The organism is Mannheimia sp. (assembly GCF_056854775.1).
In genome coordinates this window covers 13939-35900 of record NZ_JBXGGI010000152.1, presented here as the reverse complement: position 1 = coordinate 35900, position 21962 = coordinate 13939, and the positions used below count along the sequence as shown (strand labels likewise).

General features: G+C 40.0%; 22 protein-coding genes. 5 read left to right on the top strand and 17 right to left on the bottom strand.

The window, feature by feature from the left end; translation table 11 throughout:
• Nucleotides 1-21 precede the first annotated feature (21 nt).
• The 9 genes from ACJHV0_RS10950 to ltnD form a co-directional block, all read right to left on the bottom strand.
• Nucleotides 22-849, bottom strand: a complete 828-nt coding sequence (locus tag ACJHV0_RS10950; RefSeq protein WP_483134210.1) for a cysteine ABC transporter substrate-binding protein — start codon at nt 847-849, stop codon at nt 22-24.
• Nucleotides 850-869: 20 nt separating this feature from the next.
• Nucleotides 870-1601 carry an amino acid ABC transporter ATP-binding protein gene (locus ACJHV0_RS10945; RefSeq protein WP_283387060.1) on the bottom strand — a complete coding sequence of 244 codons (732 nt, stop codon included), beginning with the start codon at nt 1599-1601 and terminating at the stop codon, nt 870-872.
• 177 nt (nt 1602-1778) lie between these two features.
• A complete protein-coding gene (locus ACJHV0_RS10940) occupies nt 1779-3122 on the bottom strand; it encodes an alpha/beta hydrolase-fold protein (RefSeq protein WP_483134209.1) in 1344 nt (447 codons plus the stop codon).
• A gap of 64 nt (nt 3123-3186) precedes the next feature.
• On the bottom strand, nt 3187-4659 hold the full coding sequence (locus ACJHV0_RS10935; RefSeq protein WP_483134208.1) for a GntT/GntP/DsdX family permease: 1473 nt from the start codon (nt 4657-4659) through the stop codon (nt 3187-3189).
• A 14-nt stretch (nt 4660-4673) separates the two neighbouring features.
• Nucleotides 4674-5621 (bottom strand): D-erythronate dehydrogenase, encoded by a 948-nt coding sequence (denD, locus tag ACJHV0_RS10930; RefSeq protein ID WP_483134207.1) that lies wholly within the window; start codon nt 5619-5621, stop codon nt 4674-4676.
• Nucleotides 5622-5633: 12 nt separating this feature from the next.
• Nucleotides 5634-6410, bottom strand: a complete 777-nt coding sequence (gene otnI, locus ACJHV0_RS10925; RefSeq protein ID WP_483134206.1) for a 2-oxo-tetronate isomerase — start codon at nt 6408-6410, stop codon at nt 5634-5636.
• 1 nt (nt 6411) lies between these two features.
• The gene (gene otnC / locus ACJHV0_RS10920) at nt 6412-7044 is read right to left on the bottom strand and encodes a 3-oxo-tetronate 4-phosphate decarboxylase (protein WP_283386578.1); all 633 of its coding nucleotides are present in this window, start codon (nt 7042-7044) and stop codon (nt 6412-6414) included.
• Complete coding sequence (gene otnK, locus ACJHV0_RS10915; RefSeq protein WP_334256998.1) at nt 7041-8282, bottom strand: 3-oxo-tetronate kinase; 1242 nt, start codon at nt 8280-8282, stop codon at nt 7041-7043. The genes otnC and otnK overlap by 4 nt, the downstream gene beginning before the upstream one ends.
• Nucleotides 8282-9187, bottom strand: a complete 906-nt coding sequence (gene ltnD / locus ACJHV0_RS10910) for an L-threonate dehydrogenase (RefSeq protein ID WP_483134205.1) — start codon at nt 9185-9187, stop codon at nt 8282-8284. The genes otnK and ltnD overlap by 1 nt, the downstream gene beginning before the upstream one ends.
• 174 nt (nt 9188-9361) lie before the next feature.
• Here ltnD and ACJHV0_RS10905 point away from each other — a divergent pair, with 174 nt between their 5' ends.
• Entirely contained in the window at nt 9362-10120 is a 759-nt protein-coding gene (locus ACJHV0_RS10905; protein WP_283386575.1) for a DeoR/GlpR family DNA-binding transcription regulator, read from the top strand.
• 3 nt (nt 10121-10123) lie between these two features.
• On the opposite strand, the gene ACJHV0_RS10900 is transcribed toward ACJHV0_RS10905, so the two are convergent.
• The 6 genes from ACJHV0_RS10900 to ulaG form a co-directional block, all read right to left on the bottom strand.
• On the bottom strand, nt 10124-10792 hold the full coding sequence (locus ACJHV0_RS10900) for an amino acid ABC transporter permease (protein WP_483134204.1): 669 nt from the start codon (nt 10790-10792) through the stop codon (nt 10124-10126).
• The gene (locus tag ACJHV0_RS10895) at nt 10782-11441 is read right to left on the bottom strand and encodes an amino acid ABC transporter permease (RefSeq protein ID WP_483134203.1); all 660 of its coding nucleotides are present in this window, start codon (nt 11439-11441) and stop codon (nt 10782-10784) included. Before ACJHV0_RS10895 ends, ACJHV0_RS10900 begins: the two co-directional genes overlap by 11 nt.
• A 137-nt stretch (nt 11442-11578) precedes the next feature.
• On the bottom strand, nt 11579-12298 hold the full coding sequence (locus tag ACJHV0_RS10890) for an L-ribulose-5-phosphate 4-epimerase (protein ID WP_283386572.1): 720 nt from the start codon (nt 12296-12298) through the stop codon (nt 11579-11581).
• Nucleotides 12295-13155, bottom strand: coding sequence for an L-ribulose-5-phosphate 3-epimerase (locus tag ACJHV0_RS10885; protein WP_334234144.1), 861 nt, complete (start codon nt 13153-13155; stop codon nt 12295-12297). The genes ACJHV0_RS10890 and ACJHV0_RS10885 overlap by 4 nt, the downstream gene beginning before the upstream one ends.
• Before the next feature lie 89 nt (nt 13156-13244).
• Entirely contained in the window at nt 13245-13988 is a 744-nt protein-coding gene (ulaR, locus tag ACJHV0_RS10880; RefSeq protein WP_483134202.1) for an HTH-type transcriptional regulator UlaR, read from the bottom strand.
• 84 nt (nt 13989-14072) lie between these two features.
• A complete protein-coding gene (ulaG, locus tag ACJHV0_RS10875) occupies nt 14073-15164 on the bottom strand; it encodes an L-ascorbate 6-phosphate lactonase (RefSeq protein ID WP_483134201.1) in 1092 nt (363 codons plus the stop codon).
• A gap of 363 nt (nt 15165-15527) precedes the next feature.
• Between ulaG and ACJHV0_RS10870 the strand changes: the two genes are divergently transcribed.
• The 4 genes from ACJHV0_RS10870 to ACJHV0_RS10855 are packed head-to-tail and all read left to right on the top strand — an operon-like array spanning nt 15528 to nt 19324.
• Nucleotides 15528-17324 carry a PTS ascorbate-specific subunit IIBC gene (locus tag ACJHV0_RS10870; RefSeq protein WP_483134200.1) on the top strand — a complete coding sequence of 599 codons (1797 nt, stop codon included), beginning with the start codon at nt 15528-15530 and terminating at the stop codon, nt 17322-17324.
• A 50-nt stretch (nt 17325-17374) separates the two neighbouring features.
• On the top strand, nt 17375-18094 hold the full coding sequence (gene aphA / locus ACJHV0_RS10865; protein WP_025235067.1) for an acid phosphatase AphA: 720 nt from the start codon (nt 17375-17377) through the stop codon (nt 18092-18094).
• 41 nt (nt 18095-18135) lie between these two features.
• Nucleotides 18136-18606, top strand: coding sequence for a PTS sugar transporter subunit IIA (locus tag ACJHV0_RS10860; protein ID WP_334229539.1), 471 nt, complete (start codon nt 18136-18138; stop codon nt 18604-18606).
• A 37-nt stretch (nt 18607-18643) separates the two neighbouring features.
• Entirely contained in the window at nt 18644-19324 is a 681-nt protein-coding gene (locus ACJHV0_RS10855; protein ID WP_025235069.1) for a 3-keto-L-gulonate-6-phosphate decarboxylase UlaD, read from the top strand.
• A 69-nt stretch (nt 19325-19393) separates the two neighbouring features.
• Here the strand turns inward: ACJHV0_RS10855 and ACJHV0_RS10850 are convergent, their stop codons facing one another.
• Nucleotides 19394-20533 (bottom strand): glycerate kinase, encoded by a 1140-nt coding sequence (locus ACJHV0_RS10850; protein ID WP_483134214.1) that lies wholly within the window; start codon nt 20531-20533, stop codon nt 19394-19396.
• 9 nt (nt 20534-20542) lie between these two features.
• The gene (locus ACJHV0_RS10845; protein ID WP_483134199.1) at nt 20543-21928 is read right to left on the bottom strand and encodes a GntP family permease; all 1386 of its coding nucleotides are present in this window, start codon (nt 21926-21928) and stop codon (nt 20543-20545) included.
• Nucleotides 21929-21962: the final 34 nt, after the last annotated feature.

Sequence of the window (21962 nt, the reverse complement as noted above, 5' to 3'; positions counted from 1 at the left end):
GTAAGCAATCCGTTCACTTACTTATTTTGCTAAAAGATCTTCTTTTTCGCCATAAACAGGAACTAAAGTTTTCTTATAAGCTTCTTTTAGTTTGCCGTTCGCTTTAAGTTCGCTAATTTCTTTGTTCACGAAATCAAGTAACGCTTTATTACCCTTTTGTACCGCTGGTGCAATTTGCTCAGATGGACCGATATTGCCAATCGCAACATCAAAGTCTACGTTCTCTTTTGCCCAAGCCCAAACTAATGCGTTGTCGTGTGCAAGAGCAACGCCACGTCCGTCTTTTAATGCATTAAAGGTTTCGGTGTTATGGTCGAATTTTAATAACTGAATTTCAGGGTGATTTTTGCTGAAATAAGCATCAGCTGTTGTACCTTTATTCACTAATAAGGTTTTGCCCTCAAGTTGTTTAACATCTGTAATTGGGGCATTTTTTGGAGAAACCACACCTAATGCTACGTTCATATAAGGCTCGGCAAAATCAACCACTTCCGCACGTTCAGGTGTTTTAGTAAAGTTGGCTAATACTAAATCTACTTTATTTGATTTTAGATATTCTACACGGTTTGCTGCTTCTGTGAGTACGAACTCCACTTTGTCAGGGCTACCTAGCAAATCATTAGCGATTTCTTTCGCAATTTCCACATCAAAACCTTGATTTTTACCATTAGCATCAATGTAACCAAATGGTGGTTTATCGCTAAATACCCCAATGCGGATTATACCTTTGTCTTTAATTTGAGCGACGCTATCTTTCGCTTGAGTAGAGCCATTGTTATCACAAGCAGTTAATGTAAAAGCCGCAAGTGTTGTTGCGAGTAGGGTTTTTAAGAGTGTTGAACGTTTCATAATAATTCCTCAAATAGTAGTTAATAATCTAAACCGTGTAAGAACTGTTTTGCCCGCTCGGTTTTCGGTGCTTTAAAAAATTCTTGTGGAGAAGATTGCTCGATGATTTCGCCTTTATCAATAAATACAATACGATCGGCTACCTTCTCTGCAAACCCCATCTCGTGGGTAACAATGAGCATTGACATTCCCTCATCTGCCAATTCCAATACCACATCTAAAACCTCTCTTACCATTTCAGGGTCAAGAGCCGCAGTAATTTCATCTAACAAAATAACTTCAGGGTTCATACATAACGCTCGTACGATAGCAATACGTTGTTTTTGTCCGCCGGAGAGTTCTCTTGGGAAAGCTGTTTTTCTATCAAACAAACCAACTCGTTTTAAGAGTAAATCTGCTTGAGCTTCAACTTCTTCCCGACTGCGTTTTTGAGCCTTTAATGGACCAAGTAAAATATTTTCGATAACGTTTAAGTGTGCGAATAATTCATAGCTTTGAAATACCATTCCCACTTTTTGCCGAGATTGCTCCCAGCTCAAATCTTTGCCAAATTCACCGACACCTTGCATCGTAATTGTGCCACCTTGTTTATCTTCCAATCCATTAATACAACGAAGCAAAGTACTCTTACCACAACCGGAAGGTCCAAGTAATACAACGACTTCGCCTTTATGTAAATCTAAACTCAGATTATTAATTGCGACCGTCTCGCCATATTTTTTATGCAAATTTTGAATAGAGAGTAAAGGCATATATGCGTTGGTTAAGTTATTTGATGAGTTCATTTTGCAAAAAAATTTTTAGGAAAGGAAATTATAAGACGCTATTTTGTATAACTTTTGATTATAAGGGTGGTTTGAGATAAGTTAGGTAACAGAACTGTTACCTAACCTTAAGATTGATTTTATTTTATGAATGATAACCTCACATTACTGGCGTTTTTGTTGAAGTAGCCACTCAATAATTTCAGGACTGTTATAGACAGCGTCCCAAGTATTATGAGGATTGTTATTAACAATGCCATTGTCGCCGGCTTGTTCAAAGCTGAATTCGGTATATTTCACATTAGGGGCGTTAAGTTGCTCGCTTAAAATTTGGTAGTTGATGCGAGAACCTTTCACAGGTGAAACTTTGTCTTCTTTGCTATGGAAGAACCAAATTGGGAGGTCTTTAATCGCCGCCAAATTCGCTTTAGTTGCATTGCCGTCCACCCACTCATTTGTGTAGGCTTCACGTCCGCTCATCAATAAAGCTCCAGCAAAGAAATTTGGACGGGCGAGTAACAGATTTAGTCCGCCCTCTGCCCCACGAGATAAACCGTTCACGTAGATGCGGTTAGTATCAATTTGTGGATTGGCTTTGATAGTTTCATCAATCATTTTGAATACGAGATTGATACGGTTTTCCGTCTGCCAATGAATACCGCCTTTTTGTCCTTTTTCTGCACTATCAAATGGGTCAAAGACTTGGTCATATTGCGGAGCTAACACAAAACTTGGTTCATAAGGCAAGGTTGCAATTGCCCCTTTACTCGAAATTAAATGAGCAAGATTATCTGAACCAACCTGCCCTGAACCGTGTAGGAAAATGACAAGCGGGTATTTTTCATCATTTTTTTGCAAAGGCGAATAGAGGCGATAGTTCAGCTTATTTTTGGGATCATCTAAGCTAATCTGTTTTGCCACGAACTCGTCAAGGTAAGTTGTTTTGATTTTTTCAGGCTCAGCGGTTTGTGTCCATTCTGCCTTACCTAAGGTTGATCCATTCGTTAATTTTAGTAATCCTTTTTGTTCCACCGAATAAGCTAAGCGATTTGCAAAAAATTCAGGAATTCTGACCGCTTGTACCTTCTCACTTTCTACAATTTTGCCGTCTGCCTCTTTAGCTTTGAATTTCATTGGCTCTTTGTTAGCTTCTTTTAGGCTATATGGCACAGCATTTTTATCTGTGGTATCTAATTCAATAATAATATACTTACCGGCTTTCGGAAGGTTTGTGGTTTTCGGCTTACTATTTACATAGGCTTTTAGGACCGAACGGTTTTCTTTTTCCGCATTATCTAAACTGGTTTGGACTTGATAAAGCTGACGAAGATCGCTACCCGATAACACATTTTCAGGGTATTCCAATGCTAAACCGTTAATTTTTTGACCTTGAGGAGTGATTTCGGCAAGTAGAGTAATATTTACCGCTCCGTTAGGTTTAACTTCATCGGCTGCGTATAAGAAAGTAGAGAACGCTAGACCAGCAAGAAGAGAGAGAGTTTTTTTCATAATATTTCCTTATATATAAAAAAATAGACTATGAGATTGTTCTCATAGTCTATTTATCAGTTCATTACTTATTTAAGGTTTTATTTTGAGATTTGATATAGATTGCGATAATTACCATCACTCCAACAGGGAACGCAAGGTCAAATAATGAACCATCGTTACCCCAAACAAGGTTAGCTAGAATAACGCTAATGCCGCCGATACCCCACGCAATAGTGGTTGGTACAGACCAAACAATCATCTGTTTTTTCACATCGTTGATGCCCATCATTCGGTTTACCACCCAGAATAAGCTGTCGTTAAAGTAACCGAAGAAGAGTGAACCCATTGTTGCCGCTTGTGCTGCTAATAACATATTCACGCCCGGAATTTGAGCTAAGATTGGAGCGGAAATAGACGCTGCTGTAATCATTGCAACTGTACCAGAACCCTGAATAAAGCGAACCATTGTTGAAACAATAAACGGAATTAAAATTGGCGAAATCGGTAATTGTGCAATTTGTTCTGCTAATTGTTTACCTGCACCGCTATCACGTAATACTGCACCCAACGCACCACCAGCACCTGTTACTAATAAAATAATACCTGCAGTTTTTACCCCTTCTTCAAGATGAAGAGCAGTTGTTGTTCTATCAGTATTTGGTAGAAGTGTATAGACAGCAACTAATACACTCAACGCAAGTGCAATCATCGGATGACCAACGAAAGCGAAGAATTGATAGACAGCTGATTGAGCTAATTCCGTATTGCCTTTTGCCGCTAAATCAAACATTGCTTTAATGAAAATTAGGGCAATAGGAAGCACGATAGGTAATAAAGATAAACCTAAACTTGGTAAGTTTTTCTTCTCACGGCTCTCGATGTAGTCATCAAATTTTTGTTTTAATTCTTCTTGAGTGAAAACTTGTTGGTTAAACTCAGGGTATTTTTTATCTAACCATTTAGCATACAGAACGATACCAATTACAGGTAATACTGCCATTGCCATACCGACTAATAACATTAAGCCAAGATCAACATTAAATAGTCCTGCAACACCTAATGGACCTGGTGTTGGTGGTACAGTGTGGTGAGTTACTACTAAGCCACCAGCAAGAGCAACCCCTAAGGTTAAAAGTGAACGTTTACCATTTTTCGCTAATGCTTTAGCCACAGGGTAGAGAATAACAAAAGCAGAATCTACGAAGATAGGGATACTTACCACATAGCCTGTGATTGCTAATGCCCATTCTTCTTTTTTCTTACCTAACATTTTGATAAAGCTATATGCCATTTTTTCTGCTGCACCAGAAACTTCAAGCACACTACCCATCATTACACCCAAGCCGATAACAATACCGATACCACCTAATGTGCCACCAAAACCTTTACTGATAGCACCTAAAGTATCATTTACGGACATTCCACCGATAAGACCAGCAAGGGCGGAGGCAATTAACATTGCAATAAATGCGTGAACACGTGTTTTTAATACTAGATAGACTAAGACAAATACGGCAATTAATAGTCCAATAATCGGAATGGGTAAGCCAAACATAGAATTGCTCCTAATTACATATCATATTGAATAAATTGTTGGATGACTTCTTTGAAGTTGTTATCAGCCGTAAAGCCAAGTTTGAGAGCTGTAGCCTTATCTATCTCAACCGGCCAGCTGGCAACAATATTGTTAATATTTTCATCAAATTTGAACTGGACTTTGTCTAAGATTTGTTCTCCTTTTATTGAAACTAAATCAGATAGCATTTGCTCTACGCTTACTGTAAAACCCGGTAGATTAATCACGTGCCAGTCGCGTGGTGGCAAACTAGGTAAAGTTAATGCGTGGATAAAGTTATTAATTACCGTATTCGGGCTGGAAAGCCATAAACGTAATGAGCCTGATACAGGGCAGATAGCCTCTTCCCCGTGTAAAGGTTCACGGATAATACTGCTCACAAAAGAGGATGCTGCTTTATTGGGTTTACCCGGGCGGATACAAATTGTAGGTAAGCGAAGCACAATGCCATCAACAAAACCCTTGCGAGAATAGTCATTGATGAGCAATTCACACATTGCTTTTTGTGAGCCATAAGTTGATTGTGGTGTAACTGCTGTACCATCAGTAATTACATCTGGTAGCTCGCCGCCAAATACCGCTAATGAGCTAGAGAAAATAAAGCGAATATTCGGGTTATTTTTGCGACAAATTTCAAGGAGATTACGAGTTGCTAAGAAATTAATTTCATAACCTAAATCAGGGTCTTGCTCTGCGTGGCTACTCACGATTGCAGCTAAATGGAAAATAGCGGTCGTTTTTTCGGTAATAATTGCATCTAAACCTTCTGGATTTCTTAGATCCATTTCTAAACAACGTACACGAGAGTCATTATTTGGTGCCGTTGGTTTAATCACATCAACTAACACTAATTCTTCAATTTTGTCTGAATGCTGAGTTAATAAGGTTTTTGCAAGGCGTTGTCCTAAAAAGCCTGCTCCACCTGTAATGACGATATTCATTTTATCTATCCTCTATTTATATTGCTCGAACCAACCTAATCCTGCGGTTGTTTCCGCTCTTGGTTTATATTCACAACCCACATAGCCGTCATAACCGATTTCATCGAGTTTGTTGAAAATGTATTCGTAGTTAATTTCGCCTTCATCAGGCTCGTGTCTATCCGGCACAGATGCAATCTGAATATGAGCAAATCTGCCGTTTAATTTATCGGTTAAACGAGAAAGATTGCCGTCCACATTCTGTGCGTGGAAATAATCAAGCTGAACAAATACATTATCTCGATTAACGGCTTCTACAATTTCCAACGTATCAAACTGGCTTTTTAGCAGATAGTTTGGTTTTACTTCAGGGCTGAGTGCTTCCAGTAACACCTTGATACCGTGCGGTTTAAATTTGTCTGCGGCATATTGCACATTTTTGATAAAAGTCTGTTTATAGGCTTCACGATCTTCGCCTTCCGACACAACCGCAGCCATCACGTGCACATTTTTACAACCTAATGTGAGGGCGTACTCCAACGCTAAATCAATATCACGGTGGCTATCCGCTTCACGTCCCGGAATTGCCGACACGCCCCATTCGCCGTTGGAAACATCACCTGCGGCTGTGTTGAACAACACTTGCTTTAAGCCGTATTTCTCTAACTTGGATTTGAGTTCTTCAGCTGGGTAGTCATAAGGCCAAAGGTATTCAACATACTTAAATCCTGCTTTTGCTGCCGCTTCGAAACGCTCTAAAAACGGCACTTCGTTAAACATCATCGTTAAATTTGCTGCAAATTTAGGCATTTTATTTTCCTCTGTTTTTTAGGTCATTCACTTCGTCATCAGTGAGATAACGGACTTTCTGACCCTGTAGAATAAAATGAAGTTTGGCGGTTTCTTCCAACTCTTCGGTGTTATCCACTGCATCAACTAAATCTGAACCTGTTACTACAACACCGTGATTTGCCAGTAAAAAGGCTTTACCATCTAAGGCTCTTTCGCCTAATTCTCTTGCAATATTGCTATCGCCCGGTCGGTAGTAAGGAATAACGGGCAATTTCCCAACACGCATTACATAGTATGGTGTGAAGGCTTTCATTGCGTTATCTGTGTCCAGATTTTCTAAGCAAGAAAGTGCAGTTAAATAAGTTGAATGTAGATGCACGATTGCTTTGCAATTTGGATTTTTCCGGTACATTGCCAAATGGAAAATCGATTCTTTAGAAGGTTTATCGCCCTCAAGTACATTTCCTTCCATATCTAGAACTGAAAGACTCTCAGCCTGTAGCCGTCCGAGTGATGAACCTGTTGGTGTAACTAAAATACGATTTTCATCTAAACGAACGGAAAGATTACCCGCTCCGCCTACAGTATAGCCTCGCTCAAATAAAGAGCGAGCGAGGTTTACCATTTCAATTTTTTGTTCTTGTTCGGTCATTGGTACATTCCTTGTGCATAAGAGAAGAAATCTTCTTTTCCAAAGTTTCCGGATTTCAATGCAAGAAAAATTGGTTTTTCGACCGCTTGTAACCACGGCACACCCGGTGCAATTTGCTTACCGATGTGGAAACCACTAAATCCAAGCTGTTGAACTACAATGCTAGAGGTTTCACCACCTGCGGTAATAAAGTTGGTTACACCAAATGCGTGCAGTTTTTCCGCTAACTTGGCGAATGTTGTTTCAATAGCGTGGCTGGCTTTGTCGCCGCCGAATTGGGTTTGGATCTCTTTGAGTTTTTCCGGCGGTACTGTGGCATAAACCAAAGGAGCTAAGTCACCATCTAAATTCTCAACAACCCATTGGTAGATTTCTTCTACATAGTTCGGGTTGTTAATCGCTTTTTCTGCTTCTAAGAAATAGCTTGGAGCTTGTTGCTTGTACGCACTCACTTGGCTGTTCGTCATTACTGAGCAAGAGCCTGAAAGTACGACGGTTTTGCCTTTGCTTGGCACAAATGCATTCGTGCCTTTCTTACCACCTGAACGGTAAGCCGCCATATAAGCCCCTAAGCCTGAGCCACCGGTGACTAATTTGAAATCCGCCACGGCTTCGGCAAGTACCGCAAGTTGCGAATTATCCGCTGCATCTACAACGGCATATTTGTAGCCTTGTGCTTTTAATTCGGCAAAGCGAACTTTCACACGCTCCACTCCTTGAATCACATCAGCATAAGCAACTAACCCTGTTTTACCTTGAGATTGAGCATCCATTAAACGCACTAAGTTGGCATCTTTCATTGGTGTAATTGGGTGGTTACGCATACCTGATTCGCTTAATAACACATCGCCGACGAATAAGTAGCCGTTAAAGATCGTACGACCATTAACAGGTAGAGCCGGAGTTACCACCGTAAAATCGGTCTCTAATGCTGCCATTAATGCATCAGTAACTGGACCAATATTGCCTTTTTCGGTACTATCGAAAGTTGAGCAATACTTAAAATAGAATTGTGTGCAACCGTTCTGTTTTAACCATTCCAATGCTGACAACGATTGTGCAATCGCTTCATCAACAGGGTTTGAACGAGATTTCAGGCTAATTACAATCGCATCAACGTCATCATTTAATGCTGCTTGGGGTATACCGTTCATCTGTACGGTGCGTAAACCGTTTTCAACTAAGAAGCTGGCAATATCACTCGCACCGGTAAAATCATCTGCAATAATGCCTAGCATTAGTTGCCTCCTTTTTTTGGTAGCTCAATACCGCTGAAAATTTTAATTACGGCACTGTCATCTTCTTTGCCGTAACCTGCGTTACTTGCCTCAGTAAACATTGAATAAGCCGTGCTGGCTAAATGGAGTGGGAAGCGTAAAGATTTTGCTGTGTCGTTTACTAAGCCTAAATCTTTTACGAAAATATCCACCATTGAAAGAGGAGTGTAGTCGCCATCAACGACGTGTTTCATTCGGTTTTCAAACATCCAAGAGTTACCTGCAGCGTTAGTTACTACGTCATACATTAGGTCTAACGGAATACCTGCACGAGCCGCTAATGCCATTGCTTCTGCACCTGCGGCAATATGTACACCAGCTAATAGTTGGTGAATAATTTTCACCGTTGCACCTAAGCCAATTTCTTCGCCGATGTTGTATACTTTGCCTGCAACGGCATCTAAAACAGGTTTTAATTTCTCAAATGCTTGTGCAGAACCTGATGCCATAACCGTCATTTCGCCTTGTGCGGCTTTAGCTGCACCACCTGAAACAGGAGCATCTAACATAATTAAGTCTAAATTTGTTAATTTATGTGAAATTTCTTTCGCATCTTGTGCAGAAATGGTAGATGAAACCATTACTACAGTACCTTTTTTCAAATGTTGTGCTAAACCATTTTCACCAAATAACACGGCATTCACTTGGTTTGCATTCACAACTAATAACAAAACTGCATTTAAATCTGCTGCGAACTCAACTGCATTATTGCTAACACCTTTTGCACCAGCTGCTTTTAAGGTTTCTAAGTAGAGCGGGTTTAAATCTACACCGTAGGTGTCTAAACCTGCTGCGATACAAGACTTCGCTGCTCCCATACCCATTGCACCTAGGCCGATAACGGCAACGCTATATTTTTGACTCATTGTTTATTCCCTCAAATAAATTAATGAACTTGATGGGGGTATATTAACCAATAGGAAAGATAAAATCTGTGATGAAGATCACAAATATTAACAATTTATGTTAACTTTTGTGATTTTAATTTTAGAGGATAAATCTGATATAATTTGTAACAACAACTAAAATTAGGCGAAAAAATGATTCCTATAGAACGACAACAGAAGATATTGCAATTTATTAATAATAATGGGGTAGCTAGTATTCAATTTTTAGCAGATAAGTTAAATGTTTCACATATGACTATCCGTCGTGATATTCAAAAACTTGAAGATGAAGGTAGAATTTCGTTAGTCTCAGGAGGGGCTCAATCCGTTGAAAGATTAGCGGTTGAGTTACCACATATTGATAAATCAAGTTTGTTCCACGAGGAGAAATCCGCCATTGGTACTTTAGCTGCAAAGCTGATTTCAAGCCATACTACCGTATATCTTGATGCAGGCACGACAACGTTAGAAATTGCTCATCAAATTGCAGATAGAAAAGATCTGCTAGTTATTACAAACGACTTTGTAATAGCCCATTATCTTAGTAATGTAGGAAAGTGTGATTTAATTCATATAGGTGGGAGTGTTTGTAAAGAAAATTTCTCAACAACAGGCTCACTTGCTGCGGAGTTTCTTAAGAACCTTTCTATTGATATTGCCTTTATTTCAACCTCATCTTGGAGCTTGAAAGGTTTAACAACGCCAAATGAAAATAAAATTCCTGTAAAAAAAGCGATATTACAATCATCAAAGCAAAATATTTTAGTTACCGATTCATCAAAATACGGCAAAATTGCTACTTTTTTTGTTTGCCCTTTGACCGTATTTGATCAAATTATTTGCGATAGCGGATTGTTTGAAAATGTGCAAGATGCACTTAAAGGGCTTGATGTTAAACTGAATATTGCATAGTAATTAACTCTCCCACCTATGTTCTAATTTGTTCGCCAATAATGAAAGCGGGTAGCAAATTAAGAAATAGAGCACGAAAATTAGCCCATAGACAAAAAATGACGCATTAGGATTGGTAAGAAGGGAATTTTCAATAATCTGTTGTCCTACTTTTACTACTTCAATGACACCAATGAGGGTGGCGAGTGAGCTGGTTTTAATCATTCGAGTAAATAGATTGATCGCACTTGGCAACAGACGGCGAGTACCCTGTGGTAATTCAATGTGGCGGAAAATCTGCATACGGGTTAAACCAGTTGCTTTTGCGGATTCTATTTGGTGTTTTTCGATTGAAGCTAAAGCACCGCGTACCAAATCGCCCATTTCAGCTGTTCCCCATAAAGTAAACACCCATATACAAACCCAAACACCGCTAATGTGAATATCTAACCACGTTGATATGCCAAAATAGAGCATAAAGAGCCAAACTAAGATTGGCACAATGCGTATTGTTTCAAGGTAAAAACGAGTAAATCCGCGTACAATCAGGCTATTTGAACGCATAATCAAGCCAAATAATATGCCTAAAACCAGCGATAGTGTAACGGATATAAAGGATATTTTAGCTGTTAGCCATAGCCCTTGAGCCAAGCGGGCGGCATTTTGCCCTTCCCATAACCAATCAAACCCCATATTTTGCCTTCCTTACTCTGTTTTCAAAATGACGGACCAAAAGCGATATTGGTAGCAAGATAATTAAATAAGCAATAAATAGCATAAATAACGCTTCGTTGGTTTTATAATCCATACCAATAATATCTTTAGTAACAAATAATAATTCTGCTACGGCGATAGCACTAATAACAGAGGTTTCTTTAATTAAAAAGAGTACATTTGCCCCAATGGCTGGAATAGATACTGCCCACGCTTGTGGGAAAATAACATATCGGAAGATTTGGTGAGGTTTTAAGCCGATAGATTTTGCAGCTTCTGTTTGCCCTTTGGGAATAGCTTGTAAACCGGCTCGTAGGCTTTCTGCCATATAGCTAGAACCCAGAAAAACTAAAGCGATTACACCACAAGTAAAGCCGTCCCACTTAATCCCTATTTTCGGTAAGCCATAGTAAAGGAAAAAGAGTTGAATGAGCAAAGGCGTATTACGAGAGAGCTCTATATAACCTTTTGCAATACTATAAAGCGGTCGTATTTTGTAAGCAGTAATAACGGCAACAATCAACCCGAAAAAGAGAGAAAGGGAAATTCCCCAAAACGAGAGTTGCAGGGTAAGCCAAGCTGCATCTAAAAATTTGGGGATACTGTTATAAATATAAGTCCAATTCATATCGCATAAACACTTTGGGGATAATGAGGGCTATTGTGTGAGAAGTAAAATAAAAAGGGAAAGAATTAGAACTACTTTTTTATATAGATTAGTTATAAAAAAATCAGCACATTGCTGTGCTGATTTTTTAGTTTGAATTATTGACCATAGTAAGCATTTTTACCGTGTTTGCGGAGATAGTGCTTATCTAACAATTCTTGCTGCATTGGCTCGATATCCGGGCGAACTTGGTGGCTGATAAAATTCATATAAGCAACTTCTTCTAGCACAACTGAATTATGCACCGCATCGTGTCCGTTTTTACCCCAAGTGAATGGACCGTGTGAATGCACTAATACGCCCGGAATAGCAGTTGGCTCAATACCACGAGTACGGAAAGTTTCCACAATTACACGACCCGTTTCTAATTCATATCCGCCCGCAATTTCTTCAGGGGTCATTTTACGGGTACAAGGAATTGCACCGTAGAAATAATCACCTTGTGTTGTACCGAGTGCTAACAGATCTTTACCTGCTTGAGCCCAACCCACAGCGTTGCGTGAATGCGTATGTACTACGCCGCCAATATCTGTAAATTCACGATAAAGTTCTAAGTGAGTTTCTGTGTCCGAAGATGGCTTTTTATCGCCATATACACGGTTGCCTTGTAAATCAACAAGCACAATATCTTCAACCGTCATTGCATCATATTCAACACCTGATGGTTTTATAGCAACCAAGCCTGTTTCACGGTCAATTTCACTTACATTGCCCCAAGTGAAAGTAACTAAACCGTGTTTTGGTAATTCTAAATTTGCTTTTAAAACACGTTCTCTTAATGCTTGTAATGCCGGTGTTAATTCGGTTAATTGAGTCATAGCGTGAAGCCCCCTTCTGTCATTTTTTGTTCAATCCAACGGCGAGCATTAATAATCTCAGCGATTGGCTCTTCTGCTTTTTCTGTCCACATTTCGATTAAAAATGCACCACGATAATTTAATTCAGCCAGCGTTCTAAAGCAAGCAACAAAATCTACACAGCCATCACCGAACGGCACATCACGGAATTGCCCTTTGCAAGTTTCAGTTACTTTGTAGGTATCTTTCAAGTGGATTGCTGAAATTTTATCCATTCCTAATTTAAGTTCTTCCGCTACGTTATCATTCCACGCAGAGAGATTACCTAAATCAGGATACACCGTAAACCAAGGAGATTTGATAATATCGTCCCATTTCTTCCAGCGAGAGATAGAACTCATAAACTTGGTATCCATAATTTCCACTGCAATAGTAACTTGGTTGCTTGCCGCAAGCTCTACAGCCCATTCTAAGCCTTCTTGGAAACGTTGGATCGTACCTTCGTCTTGCTCTTCATAATAAACATCATAGCCGGCAAGCTGAATGGTGCGAATGCCGAGATCAACTGCTAATTGGATAGCCTTTTCCATAATCTCATAGGCTTTTTGACGCGTTGCTTCATCACGAGAACCGAATGGGAAACGGCGATGCCCTGATAAGCACATTGATGGAATGGTTACACCTGTATTAATGATTGTTTTCACTAATTTAGCACGCTCTTTTTTGCTCCAATCAAGGCGGGCGAGGCGTTCGTCCGTTTCGTCAATCGACATTTCCACAAAGTCAAAACCGCAGACTTTAGCGATGGAAAGTCTATCTTGCCACGAAATATTTTTTGGCAAGGCTTTTTCGTAAATACCGAGTTTGTGTTTTCTCATAGTTTTCCCTAAGGTTGATTTTTATTGTATAGAAAGAGTACAGCAAGCGGTGTGATTTTTGCAAAATTTTGCTGAAATCAGACCGCTTGTTATGCCAAAATAATTTCTAATCCTTTTGCCTTTAATTCTTGAATAATTGCGGGGTCGGCTTCTTTGCCGGTGATCAGCAAATCGATTTTATCAAATTCTTTGAATAACATTCCGACTTTTTTGCCGAGCTTGGTGCTATCCATTAGCACCACATAACGTTCGGCGTGCATTGCCATTTGTTGTTCGGCATTGGCGATGATCATATCGGTTTTAAATAAACCTTCGGTGGTTAGTCCTTTACCGCTGGTGAACATTGTAGTCGCAGCATAGGTCATCTCATTTTGGGTGTTGAGCGAGAGCATTACTTTTTTATTTTTATTATATTGCCCGCCCATAATCACTACATCATCGTGAGAGCCTTCAATCAACTGATTTGCAAGCGGTAGATAATTGGTAATAATTTGCAATTTTCGCCCACAGAGTACATTGCCGAGCATTTCCATTGTTGAGCCGCAAGTTAAAATTAAACTTTCTCCTTCGTTGCATAAATGCCCAGCTGCTTCAGCAATACGTTGTTTTTCTTTGGCATTGTTGGTTTTTTTAGGCTCTTTATTTGAAGGTGAAAAAATTGCTTCTGCCCCGTTTCTCACTTTTTTTAATTTGCCTTGCTCATTTAATTTACTGATATCTCGCCTTGCGGTGGCAGGCGAAATATTTAGCAACTGCATAATATCAGTAGTTGAGAGAACTTTACGTTCGCCCAGCAATGCTAATAATTCTTTGTGTCTGTAGCTTTCGTTCATTATTCCTTCCTTGTTTGCATTGTTATTGTAAGTTGTAATGAACCTTAAAGATAGAGGCGAATGAAATTCGCCTCTAAGTAGCCATTACAGCATTGATTTAAATTGAATATTTGGCTCTTGCTCGAAGCAGTCATCAAAACCACGAGGGTGGTGGTATTCAATTAAATCTTTATCGCGAGGGTAAACATATTTGCCGCCCACTTCCCAAATGAATGGGTGGAATTGGTATTGCAAGCGGTCTTTACGCATACGCCATAAATCAATGATTTCTTGCGTACTTGCCATAAAGTTTGTCCAAATATCGTGATGAACAGGAATGATTACTTTACAACGTAAGCATTCTGCCATACGCAATAAATCAACAGAAGTCATTTTATCGGCAATACCGACAGGGTTTTCGCCATAGTTATTTAAAGCAACGTCAATATCAAATTGTTTACCGTGTTTAGCAAATTGGATTGAGTAGTGAGAGTCTGCACCGTGATAAATGTTACCGCCAGGGGTTTTAAACACATAGTTTACTGCTTTACGCCCCATTTCTTCGTCAGACGGACAAAGTCCGGCTAACTCACCACCTCGTTCTTCAGCACCTTCAACAGGTAAAGTTACGAGACAGGTGCGGTCGAAAGAGTCTAAAGCGTGAATTTCGACGTCTTTTAATTTCACTACATCGCCTGGTTTCACGATGATAATACGTTCTTCCGGCACGCCCCATTTTTTCCATAATTCTGCACAGTGCCAAGGACCAACAAATTTAACGTGATCGAGTTTAGGGTTATTACAAATGGCAGCAGCGACGTTTACGTCAATATGATCTGAGTGATAGTGAGAAGCGAGAATGAAATCAACCTCATTGATCGCAAAAGGATCTAATACCATTGGTTGAGCTCGTAAGTTTGGTTGTAATTTACGCACACCTGCCATATTTGCCATTTGATGCCCACGCACCATATCTTTTACTTTCTTAGTTGATTTACCACGTCCACACCATAAATCCATACAAATATTTGCACCGGCAGGGGTTTTGATCCAAACACCTACACAGCCTAACCACCACATTGCGAAATTGCCTTCAGGCACAATTTCTTCTTCAATTTCTTCATTTAACCAAGTTCCCCATTCTGGAAAAGTTGAAAGAATCCAGCTTTCACGGGTAATTTCTTGAATTTTGCTCATTGTGAACTCCTGTTTTGTTCATTTAAAAGAATAATTTAATCAAAACAAATCATATATAATCATAATTAAATAGCCAACTACTTTTTTAGAAAAATGTGATCTAAGTCTAATTTTGGTATTTATTTTTATAAAAATATATTTTAACTATTTGTTAGTTATCTATATTTTAAATATAAAATAGTATTTATAGCTATTTATAACAGTGGAATTAAATAATCAGAGTATATAAAAATAAAATGTGATCTTGCTCACAAATAATAAAAAATAATCTTTTGCAATCTGATAAGAGCATTTATCATTTAATTGATGCCGTAATAGGCTATATTTCCCTCAAATTCAAATCTCTCAAAAAGAGGCTAAATTATGGACTTTTTAACTGAAATTCTCCTTTTCTTAAAGGATCAGGTGTTAAATAAAGCACCATTTTTACTAGGTATTGTGGCTTGTTTAGGCTATATCCTACTGAAAAAAGACACATCGACTATTCTAAAAGGTACGATCAAAACCATCGTCGGTTTTATGATTGTGCAAGCAGGTTCAGGTTTCCTGGTAACAAACTTTAAGCCGGTGATTGATGGTTTAGCAAAATATCACCAATTAGCAGGTGCGGTTATTGACCCTTACACCAGTATGCAATCGACCATTCAAACAATGGGTGAAAATTACTCTTGGGTAGGCTATGCGGTAATTGGTGCATTATTCTTAAATATCTTACTGGTGGTGTTCCGCCGTTTAACCGGTATCCGCACGATTATGCTTACAGGGCATATTATGTTCCAACAAGCAGGCTTGGTTGCAGTGTTCTATATGATCATTGGTGCTTCAATGTGGGAAACCATCATTTACACTTCTGTATTAATGGCACTTTACTGGGGTATTTCTTCCAACATTATGTATAAACCAACCCAAGCGGTAACAGGTGGTGCAGGGTTCTCTATCGGGCATCAACAACAAATTGCTTCTTGGATTGCAGTAAAACTTGCTCCAAAACTTGGCGATAAAAACGATACTGTGGATAAAATGAAATTACCGAACTGGTTAAACATTTTCCACGACAGTATTTCGGCGACTGCTTTAGTGATGACCGTTTTCTTCGGCATTATCTTACTTTCTTTTGGTTTAGATAACTTAAAAGAGCTTGCCGGCAAAACCAACTGGTTTATGTATATTCTTGAAATGGGCTTGAAATTTGCGGTAGCGATTCAAATCATTGTAACCGGCGTGCGTATGTTCGTAGCAGAGCTTTCTGAAGCCTTCAAAGGTATCGCAGAACGCTTAATTCCAAACTCTGTGCTTGCAATTGACTGTGCAGCAATCTACGCTTTCTCACCAAATGCAATGGTATTCGGCTTTATGTGGGGTGCTATCGGTCAGTTTGTGGCAGTGGGCGGATTATTAGCCGTTGGTTCACCGGTGTTAATCATTCCGGGCTTTATTCCAATGTTCTTCTCTAACGCAACCATCGGTGTGTTTGCGAACCAATTCGGTGGTTGGAAAGCAGTGATGAAAATCTGTTTTGTAATGGGTATCATCGAAGTGCTAGGTTCTGCTTGGGTAATCCAAATGTTAGCGAGCCAAGGCACAACCTTCAACGGCTGGATGGGTATGGCAGACTGGGCATTATTCTTCCCACCAATCTTACAAGGTATTATCAGCGTACCGGGTTTCTTCTTCGTGATTGTGGCTGCTGCCCTTGTGTATATGTTCTTCGCCTCTAAACAACTTCGTGCGGAAGAAGCGGAAGCAGCAGCAAAAGGTTTAACCCTTGAACAGCTTGACGGCTACGGCTTAGATGAAGTGAAAGCAGAGCCAAAAGCAGAAGTAGTTGCACAACAAGCGGTCGAAAATGCTGAAAATTCTGCAAATCCAATCCGTATTTTAGCGGTATGTGGCTCAGGTCAAGGCTCATCAATGATGATGAAAATGAAGATCAAAGGCTATTTAGACAAACGCGGTATTCCAAATATTATGGACTCTTGTGCGGTAACTGATTACAAAGGCAAATTAAATGAAGTAGATATTATTGTATCAAGCAAACATTTAGCCAATGAAATCGACGTACCAGAGGGTAAAGCGGTACTCGGCGTGCAAAATATGCTAAACCCGAACTCATTCGGCGATGAATTAGTTGAATTAATCAACAAACATCAGGCAAAATAATCTTAATTCCCCTTACTTTGTAAGGGGAAATTTACTAACAGGAATAATATATGAAATTCTCTCGTACTTTTCTATTCACTTTACTATCAACCGCCTTAGTATGTTCTGCTCAAGCAGCACCAAAAGAACCATACACTCAACCGGGTTTTGACACTCGTAGCATTGAAAAACAACAAGCACCAATTCATTGGGTTTCAGTCGAGCAAATCAAAGCAAGCCTTGAAGGAAAGCCGCCAATGAATGTTAGTTTTGATATTGATGATACTGTATTGGCAAGTAGCGGTTGTTTCTATTATGGTAAAGAAAAATATTCACCAAATGATTACAGCTATCTGAAAAATCAAGATTTCTGGGATGAAATCAATGCAGGTTGTGATAAATACTCTATTCCAAAAGAGGCTGCCCGTGAACTTATTAATATGCATCAAGAGCGAGGAGATAAAGTTTTCTTCATCACAGGACGTACAGCCGGTAAAGATGATCAATTAACACCATTGTTAGCAAAAACATTTGGCATTAAAGATATGCAGCCGGTGAATTTTATGGGTGGACACGGCGTAGATCAACTTAAAACTAAATTTAATAAAACGGCAGGCATTTTAAAACATAATGTACAGTTACATTATGGCGATAGTGATGATGACATTCTTGCAGCAAAAGAGGCGGGTATTCGTGGTATTCGTTTATTGCGTGCAACCAATTCAACTTATTTACCGTTCCCACAAGCAGGTGGATATGGTGAAGAAGTTTTAATTAATTCTAGTTATTAATCTGTTATGATTTGTATAGTAATTATCTTTAAGGAAAGAAAATGAACTTAAAACAATCTCTTATTGAAAACAATTCAATTCTTCTTAATCAAAAAGCAGCAAACTGGAAAGAAGCAATTAAACTAGGTACAGATCTACTTGAAAAATCTGGGGCTATTGAACCTCGTTACTACGATAACATTATCAGCAAAATTGAAGAAATGGGACCTTATATTATTCTTGCACCGGGTTTAGCAATGCCACACGCACGCCCTGAAGAAGGTGTGGTTAAAACGTCATTTGCGTTAGTAACTTTGGTAGAACCTGTTTATTTTGATGGCGAAGATGAACCTGTTTCTGTGTTATTTACCCTTGCAGGGAGCGATTCAGATCGCCATATGCAAGGTTTGATGGAAATTACCCAAGTTTTAGACGATGAAGAGAGTGAAACTGGGGTCAATTTAGAAAAAGTCTTAGCCTGTAAAACTGCTGATGATGTTTATGCAATGATTGATAACGCATTGAACGGCTAGTATTAACAAATTTTAAAATCCACAGAGGAATATTAATATGTCAAAACCCTTACTACAAATCGCATTAGATTCACTCAGTTTAGAAAAAGCCGTTGCGGATGCAAAACAAGCTGAAAATTTAGTAGAAATCATAGAATGTGGCACAATTTTAGCCTTTGCAGAAGGTATGAAAGCTATTTCTACCTTACGTGCATTACACCCAAATCACATCATTGTGTGTGATCTAAAAACTACCGACGGTGGTGCAATTTTAGCGAAAATGGCGTTTGAAGCAGGTGCAGATTGGCTCACTGTTTCTGCTGCTGCTCACCCGGCAACCAAAGCTGCTTGCAAAAAAGTGGCTGATGAGTTCAATGCAGCTCACCCGGAACTCAAAGTGAAAAAAGAGATTCAAATTGAAATCTACGGCAACTGGACAGTTGAAAAAGATGCGAAAGAGTGGGTGGAATTAGGGGTTACGCAAGCAATTTATCATCGCTCTCGTGATGCAGAATTAGCAGGTAAAGGCTGGACAGCAGAAGATATCGAGTTAATGAAACAATTGTCTGATCTAGGCATTGAAGTTTCTATCACTGGTGGTATTGTGCCGGAAGATATCCACTTGTTCAAAGAAATTAAAAACGCCAAAGCCTTTATTGCCGGTCGTGCATTAGTGGGTGAAAAAGGCAAACAAACTGCTGAAGCGATTCGTGCAGAAATTGAGAAATACTGGGGTTAATGAGCCTCTATAAAAGAATAGAGTTCTAGCTATCAACTAGAACTCTATTTTTATGTGTTGAAAATAGCTTTATTTAGCTGCCGCTATTTTCCATAGCCTTGCAACATTCTCTGCGGTGGAAATCAGATTTTCTTTACCGAGTTTCAGCGTTTCTTCAAGACTACCCAACTGTCGGATAATCGGGAACACTGCATCAATACAGTGTTGATAAACCACAGGGTAGTCTTCTCGTAAACAACCGACAATCGCAATCACTGGCTTGTCAAACTGCTTAGCTGTTTTGGCAACGCCAATTGGGGTCTTACCTGCGATGGATTGAGCATCCATTCTGCCCTCGCCTGTAATCACCAAGTCCGCATTTGCTACTTTTTCGGCAAGACGAGTAGCTTCAATAATAATGTTCACTCCGGAACGAAGTGTAACATTTGGTAACAGTAATAATCCGCCCCCCATCCCGCCAGCCGCTCCAGCTCCTGCGGTATCGGCAATATTTATACCAAGCTGAATTTGGGCTTGTTTGGCGAAATGGCGGAGAGCATTATCTAAGGTTTTGACCATCTCAGGTGTTGCTCCTTTCTGCGGTCCAAAAATGGCGGAAGCCCCACGCTCGCCACATAACGGATTATCCACATCACAAGCGACTTCAAAGGCGACTTGAGATAAACGTGGATCTAAACCGCTTAAATCAATCTGTTGAATTTGATTTAACGCTTCGCCGCCAAAGCCGATTTCTTGCTTTTCCGCATTGCGGAATGTTGCCCCTAAGGCTTGCAACATTCCCACTCCGCCATCGTTAGTAGCACTGCCACCAATGCCGAGAATGATTTTTTCCACCCCGAAATCGAGTGCGGCTTTAATCAGCTCGCCAGTACCATAACTGGTGGTAATCAGCGGATTTCGCTTGTTGTTTGGTACAAGATGTAAGCCACTTGCCGCCGCCATTTCAATAAAGGCGGTTTTTTTATCGCCCGATAGCCCGAAAAACGCTTCAACTTGGTTTGCAAGCGGTGCTTTTACGCTGATTTTTTGCAAATTACCTTGAGTGGCATCAATCAGCGATTGCACTGAACCTTCACCGCCGTCTGCCATTGGTACAAGCTCATAATCAGCATTCGGGAAAATGCGGGAAAAACCTGTTTGAATTGCCTGAGCCACCTCTAAAGCGGTCAGGCTCTCTTTAAATGAATCGGGAGCAATTACAATCTTCATCATACTTCCTTACAATAATACTAATGAGAGTAGATACACTGTAAGAATACCAACCACGCCCATAATGAAGGTTAGCGTGGTTTGTGTGCGATAACCCTGTTGCGGCGTGAGTTTGGTAAAGTTAGTAACCACCCAGTAATAGCTGTCGTTGGCGTGGGAAACACACATTGAGCCTGCGGCAATTGCCATCACAGTTAGAGCTGCCGCCATTTCGCTGGTTAAACCTAAGGCGTTCATTAGTGAATCCGGGGCGTTGAACATTCCCATAATAGAAGCAGTTGTAATAATCGCCACAGTTGAGCTGCCTTGTGCGGTTTTCAAAATAGCTGAAATCAAGAATGGGAAGAAAATGCCTGCGGTGCTGATAATGTGGGCGTTTTGTTTGATGTAATCCACAAAACCTGCTTGAGTAATCACATTACCTAACACGCCACCTGCTGCGGTAATGAATAGGATTGGTCCGACTAATTTCAAGGTATCGTTGGTTAAGCTGTCAAACTCTGCCATTTTACCGCTCGAAGCCAGTAAGAAAATCGCAAAGACGACACCAACTGCAAGAGCAATAATCGGGTTGCCGACAAACTGTAAGAATGTGCCGAAATCACCACTTACGCCTGCGATTTTAGCGATAGAGCCTAACGCCATTAAGATAATCGGTACAAAAATCGGGGCAAGGCTTAAAAAGCCACTCGGTAATTTTCCATAGTGTCTCAGTAAGTCTTCATAACTTTGGTTGATGATTTTATCCGCTTCCGCTTCCGCTTCTTCGCTAACCGAGACTTGTTTGCCGATATATTTTGCAAAGAAGTAGCTGGCAATTAGCACAGGAATTGATACCACAACGCCCATTCCGATAACCAATAATAAGTTATGGCTTAATCCTACTGCACCCGCAGCTGCAATCGGACCGGGTGTCGGAGGAATAAAAACGTGAGCAGCATATAAACCGGCACTCAGTGCAACTGCCATTCCAACCGGATTTGCCAAGATTTTTTTGCGAATCGCTTCACGGATTGGGTTTAACACCACAAAACCGCTATCGCAGAAAACAGGAATGCCGACCACCCAGCCCATAATCAGCATTGCAAGCTCAGGGCGTTTTTGCCCAACCACTTTAACTACCATATCGGCAAGTTTCAGGGCGGCTCCTGTTTTTTCTAAAATCGTTCCGATAATTGCCCCAAAGATGATGACAATCCCGATACTTTTGAAGGTGTTACTAAACCCTTCGCCGACAATAGACGGAATTTTCGCCAGCGGTAAACCGGCTAATAGAGCCAATGCCAATGAAATCGACATTAATGCCAAGAAAGGGTGAACTTTCAGTTTGGCAATCATATAGATCATAATAATGATTGCCACCACAAAGGTGAGAATAAGTGCAATACCGGACATAATCAGTCTCCTCGTTGTAGAATAATCAACCCAT